At 52.2% G+C, this 5,799-nt stretch carries 5 protein-coding genes; all 5 read left to right on the forward strand.

The window, feature by feature from the left end; genetic code table 11:
• Positions 1-245: 245 nt before the first annotated feature.
• Positions 246-374, forward strand: a complete 129-nt coding sequence (locus QZQ29_RS08600) for a hypothetical protein (RefSeq protein ID WP_296962351.1) — start codon at positions 246-248, stop codon at positions 372-374.
• A gap of 87 nt (positions 375-461) precedes the next feature.
• Positions 462-1,316 (forward strand): dihydropteroate synthase, encoded by an 855-nt coding sequence (folP, locus tag QZQ29_RS08605; RefSeq protein WP_296962353.1) that lies wholly within the window; start codon positions 462-464, stop codon positions 1,314-1,316.
• A gap of 1 nt (position 1,317) precedes the next feature.
• On the forward strand, positions 1,318-1,680 hold the full coding sequence (gene folB / locus QZQ29_RS08610; protein ID WP_296962355.1) for a dihydroneopterin aldolase: 363 nt from the start codon (positions 1,318-1,320) through the stop codon (positions 1,678-1,680).
• Between the two features lie 34 nt (positions 1,681-1,714).
• Entirely contained in the window at positions 1,715-2,215 is a 501-nt protein-coding gene (folK, locus tag QZQ29_RS08615) for a 2-amino-4-hydroxy-6-hydroxymethyldihydropteridine diphosphokinase (protein WP_296962357.1), read from the forward strand.
• Positions 2,212-5,568: a transcription-repair coupling factor gene (gene mfd, locus QZQ29_RS08620; RefSeq protein ID WP_296962359.1), complete on the forward strand. Its 3,357-nt coding sequence runs from the start codon at positions 2,212-2,214 to the stop codon at positions 5,566-5,568. The genes folK and mfd overlap by 4 nt, the downstream gene beginning before the upstream one ends.
• The last annotated feature ends 231 nt before the right edge of the window (positions 5,569-5,799 follow it).

The raw sequence follows: 5,799 nt of genomic DNA on the forward strand, positions 1-5,799 counted from the left end.
GATACCTTCCCCTCTGAACCCTATGAACCTTCTGAACCCTTTGAACCCTGCCACGCAGTGGCTCCATGGGCGATACCACAACCCTCAGCCGCAGCGCGGCTGTCAAACTTAAGAACCCTCCGGCCACCGGGCCGGTCAATCTTAAGAACCTTTTCCATAATCCAATGGAAGAATATAAAAAATTTTGAACCCTATTGGATTTTTGTGAAAAATTTTGTATAATAGTGTTACATGGAGGAAATGCCATGGGACGGGTTTACCTGTCCGGTCTCATTGATGATTATTTCCCTGATTATCAATCGGACTGCGGATTCGTCATACTCCTCAATGACGGTCTTGCACAAAAAGGCGGTGGATACCGCTTTTTTTGTTGAATTTTTCAGGAGCTTCCTGCCCGTGCTATAATGGTAGGAAATGATTTTTCATAGTGAATCATCGCTTTTGCGAAGAGGGGGAAAAACATGAAAAGACAGCATCGGCTGTATGAATGGAAGGATGGAAAGAAGCTGGAATTGGATGAACGGTCCCTGGTTATGGGGATCCTCAACGTAACGCCCGATTCTTTTTCCGATGGGGGCAAATGGAATTCAGACACCATGGCCGTTTCCCATACCACCGATATGATTAGGGATGGGGCGGACATCATTGATGTGGGCGCTGAATCCACCCGCCCGGGCCATGTAACCCTGACGCCGGAGGAGGAAACGAAGCGGCTCATGCAGTTCCTTCCGGATGTGCTGAAGGTGAGCATGGTGCCGGTTTCTATTGATTCCTATCATTATGAGACCATGGAAAAAGCCCTTGCCGCCGGCGCCCACATGGTGAATGACATCTGGGGCTTCCAGTACGATGACGGCAGTATGGCCAAAGTATCTGCTGCCTTTGATGTGCCGGTGATTCTCATGCATAATCAGGAAACGGAAGAGTACGGTGCTGATATTATCGAAGATTTGAAGCATTTCTTCGATAAATCCATTGAAATCGCCCTTTCCGCCGGTGTGAAGGCAGACAATATTATCCTGGACCCGGGCATCGGGTTTTCCAAGAATGCAGAGCAGAATATGGAAATCCTGACCAGGCTGGATGAATTAACCCTGGCATTTCCCTGTCCCTGGCTCCTTGGGGTGAGCCGGAAGCGCTTTATCGGCACCATCCTTGGCACCGATGCGGATGAACGGGATGAAGGCACGGCGGCGGTGAATCTCTGGGGCGCAGAAAAGGGCTGTACCATTTACCGGGTGCACGATGTGAAGACTACGGCCCGGGAACTGAAGGTGTGGGATGCGCTCCGCCTTTTCCGGGGAAAGGGAGAATGACATGGACCATATTAATCTCAAGGGCATGGCCTTTTTCGGCTATCATGGCGATGAGCCGGAGGAAACGAAGCTGGGGCAGCGTTTCTACATTGATGTGGAAATGGACCTGGACCTGTCCAGGGTAGGGGAAACGGATGCCCTGGAAGATTCTGTCAACTATGTGGCGGTATATGAAATGGTGAAGAAGAGGGCCGAAGGAGGTCCCTATAAGCTGCTGGAAAGACTGGCAGGGGTTATTAACGGTGATATCATGAAAAATTTCCCGCCGGTGATGAAGGTCATTACCACGGTCCATAAACCGGGTTCTCCCATTCCGGGAATATTGGATGATGTTTTCGTCACCCTTTGCAAAGAAAGGAAATGATGATGCCGCAGGATATCCTGCAGCATGGAGGCAGATGAATACATATATTATGGCATTGGGCTCCAATATGGGAGATTCCCTCTGCATATTACGAAGCGCGTTACAGAGGCTGAAGGAAGAGAATCTCCGTATCCTGAAGGTTTCCTCCTTCTACAGGACCAAACCCTGGGGAAAAACGGACCAGCCCGATTTCATCAATGCGGCGGCACTGGTGGCATGGGATGGGGCTCCGGAAGAGCTTATGACTCTTTTCCTCAAGGTGGAAAAGGATTTCGGACGGAAGCGGGATGTCCACTGGGGCCCCCGCACCCTGGATCTGGACCTCATTTACAGTGATAAAGTGAGAAGCGAAACGGATTTCCTCCGTCTGCCGCATCCCTATTTCTGGGAGCGGCCTTTTGTGCTGGTTCCATTGGAAGACATATGGCCGGACTTCAGCTATGAAAATGAAACCATTCATGACCGTATACTGGCGCTGAATGGATATGAAGGCCTGGAGAAGTTTGGTGAAGAAGGAAAGGAGCTATGCCCATGAATGAACAGAGAAAAGAAGCCTCTTTGTCCGGCGTGAAGGCGGCATTGACGGAAAGCAGGGCGTCCTTCTCCCTGGACAGCACCACCGGTCCCATGCTGGCGGAAAGAATGAAGGAAAAACTTATGGGTTCCGCTGAAATGAAGAGCGGAAAGCCCCTCATGATGACCGGTATTTCCGGCTCCCAGAAAGCACTGGCTGCCGCTGCCCTTCTGAAGACCTGTGACAGGGCAGTCATTATCGTGCCGGACCAGAAGGATATTTTCCGCTGGGAAGAGGATTTGGCCTTTTTTGCGCCGGATTTTGAGGTGCATCCTTTCCCGCTGGTGGAGGAAGCGGGCTTCCATGTCACCTTTACGGGAACCGAGCGTCTTAGGGACCGCATGCAGTCCCTTTCTCTTCTCATGGAAGGGAAAAAGGCGGTAATTCTGGCCACCTCCGTAGAGGCAGCCCAGAAGATTATTTCTCCTGAAGCGCTGAAGGACCATGCGCTCACCTTTGCCCTGGGTGATGAATGGGAAAGGGAGGATCTTTTGGAAAAGCTGGTTTCCGCCGGCTACGAAAGAGTGGGACAGGTAGAACGGTGCGGCCACTTTGCGGTGCGCGGCGACATTGTGGATATTTTCCCCATCAGTGAAGCCCATCCGCTTAGAATCGAATTTTTCGGCGATGAAATCGACAGCATCCGTTCCTTCGACGAAGACAGCCAGCGGTCCATGGAAAACTTTGACAAGGCCATGGTGCTGCCCCTGTCCCTGAAGGAAGAAAAGAAATCCATCCTTTTCGATTATCTGGAAAGGGGGCTCATTTTTTACGATGAACCGCAGCGGTCGGAAGAAAACCTGAAGCGCTATTTCAAGGAAGAAAAGGAAAACAGGGAAAAGGCTTTTCCCTTTGAAGAACTGGTGGGGAAGGGAAGAAAGAAAAATGGAGAAATCATTTTCTCCCTGCTGAACCGCTCCCTCACCGCTTTTAAACCTGTCGTTTACGGCTGGCAGGGCCAGTCCATGACCAACTACCAGCGGCAGATTCCCATTTTTATAGAGGACCTGAAATCCCTCCTGAAGAAGGACTGGAAAGTTCTCTTCGTGGTGCCAAGGGCATCGGAAGAAGAGGAATTAAAAGGAATCCTCCGGGATTACGACATTCCCCTGGCAGAGAACATGACACCGGCCATGGTATCCCTGGTGCACGGTGTCCTTTCTGAGGGCTATGAAATGGCCGATGAAAAGCTGGCCCTCCTGACCGCCGGCGACGTACTGGGAAAACAGAAAATCCGCCGTGTCAAAGGTGCGGGCAAGGGGCGGCAGATCCGCTACTTCTCCGATTTGAATCCCGGAGACTATGTGGTGCAGGATGTACACGGCATCGGCAAGTACCTGGGCATTAAGACCATTGAGCTTTCCGGTGTGCACCGGGACTACATTGCCATCCAGTATGCAGGAAACGATAAACTCTACCTGCCGGTGGAAAAGATTTCCACCCTGGAAAAATATATAGGCCCCGAAGGCGGCACTCCGGTGCTGAACAAAATGGGTGAGGCCCATTGGGAAAAAATCCGCTCCAAAGCCAGGAAATCCATTGAAGAGCTGGCGGAAAGGCTTCTTGACATTTACGCCAAACGGGAAATCACAAAGGGTATTGCCTTTGCCAAGGACGGACCGGAACAGCGGGAATTCGAAGACACCTTCCCCTTCGTGGAAACGGAGGACCAGCTCACTGCCATTGACGGCATCAAGCAGGCCATGGAGAAACCGGTGCCTATGGATATGCTTCTCTGCGGCGACGTGGGATTCGGTAAAACGGAAGTGGCCATGCGGGCGGTCTTCAAATGCGTCATGAGCGGATACCAGGCCATGGTGCTCTGTCCTACCACTGTCCTTTCCCAGCAGCATTACAAAAATTTCAAGGACCGCATGGACAGCTTCGGCGTGAACCTGGCTCTTCTGAACCGTTTCACCACGGCAAAGGAGAAAAAAGACATTCTCCGCCGTTTGAAGGACGGGGATGTTGATGTGGTCATTGGCACCCATGCGGTGCTCAATAAGAAGGTGGAATGCAGGAAACTGGGACTTCTTGTGGTGGATGAAGAACAGCGCTTCGGCGTGGTGCAGAAGGAAAAATGGAAATCCTGGTCCGCCGGCATTGACGTGCTCACCCTGTCGGCAACGCCCATTCCCCGTACCCTCCACATGAGCCTAACCGGCGTGAGGGATATGGTCACCATTACCACGCCCCCTTCCAACCGCCACGCCATCCAGACCTATGTGACGGAATACGATGATACCATCGTCAGGGACGCCATTCTTCGTGAAAAGGAAAGGGGAGGACAGACCTATTTCGTGTACAACCGCATAGAAACCATGCCGGCCATGCTGGATCATTTGAGGAGCATCCTTCCGGAAAATATCACCATCGGCGTAGCCTACGGCCGCATGGAAGGCAGGCAGCTGGAAAAGGTGATGCTTGATTTCTATGACAGGAAATACGATGTACTCCTCTGCACTACCCTCATTGAAAACGGACTGGACCAGCCCAATGCCAATACCATGCTGGTGTACGATGCGGACCGCATGGGCCTTTCCCAGATTTACCAGATGAGAGGCCGCGTAGGACGGTCTGAAAAAATTGCCAGGGCCTGGTTTTTCTACCGGAAGGGGAAAGTACTTTCCGAAGTGGCGGAAAAAAGACTGGACACCATCCGCGAATTCACAGAACTGGGCAGCGGCTTCAAGGTGGCCATGCGGGACTTGGAAATCCGGGGCGCCGGCAACCTTCTGGGCGCCGCCCAGCATGGAAATATTGCCAGCGTAGGTTTTGCCACCTACTGCACCATGCTGGAAGAAGCGGTGGAAAAGCTTCGGGCCAAGAGGGAAAACAGGCCCCTTCCCAAAAAGCTGCCTAACACCACCATCGAATTCCGCCAGGACGCCTATCTGGACAGCAGTTATATTTCCAATGAAGAACAGAAAATGGAAATCTACCGCCGCCTGGCAGCGGTGGAAGATGACAAGGCCCTTTCCGATCTCATCGATGAAGTGGTGGACCGCTTCGGCACTCCCACCAAACCGGTGGAAAAACTGTTCCACATCTCCCGAATCCGCGTGAAGGCAAGGCAGCTTGGCATCGGAAGCATTATGGACAGCGGCGCCTCCTTCATCATTACATGGGCCGACGAAGACCCCATGCGGGGCTGGAATCCCATGAAACTCCCCAGAACCATGCTTCCCTATATCCGTCTCCTTCCCGGCAGTATGGCCAAGATGAATATCAATAAAAAAGGCATTACCGGAGATGAAATGAAATGGATGGCCGGGTTTATGGATGAAATGTATAAAGAAGTGAAAGGGGCGTAGCTTTGACACGCCTTTGGCGTGAGGGTTCAAAGGGTTCAAAGGGTGCAGAAGGTTCAAAGGGGATTGGTAGGCGGCTGCGCCGCCAGTTTTTATAAAACCTTTATAATCGCCCTGGCGGGCGAGGGAAAATAAGCCAACCGCGCCTATGGCGCGAGGAAATGCACCCCTTCTGCCGCCTGCGGCGGCGTCTGCTCCACGGGAAAGCGTCTCACGTGATTTTCAGGTCGCTGC

Source organism: uncultured Dialister sp., from assembly GCF_900538805.1.
Classification (GTDB): Bacteria; Bacillota; Negativicutes; order Veillonellales; family Dialisteraceae; genus Dialister.

What these genes read in the sequence shown, in the direction of transcription:
- QZQ29_RS08600 (WP_296962351.1), top strand. Translation starts at nt 246, where the DNA reads ATGGGACGGGTTTACCTGTCCGGTCTCATTGATGATTATTTCCCTGAT.
- folP (WP_296962353.1), top strand. Translation starts at nt 462, where the DNA reads ATGAAAAGACAGCATCGGCTGTATGAATGGAAGGATGGAAAGAAGCTG.
- folB (WP_296962355.1), top strand. Translation starts at nt 1,318, where the DNA reads ATGGACCATATTAATCTCAAGGGCATGGCCTTTTTCGGCTATCATGGC.
- folK (WP_296962357.1), top strand. Translation starts at nt 1,715, where the DNA reads ATGAATACATATATTATGGCATTGGGCTCCAATATGGGAGATTCCCTC.
- mfd (WP_296962359.1), top strand. Translation starts at nt 2,212, where the DNA reads ATGAATGAACAGAGAAAAGAAGCCTCTTTGTCCGGCGTGAAGGCGGCA.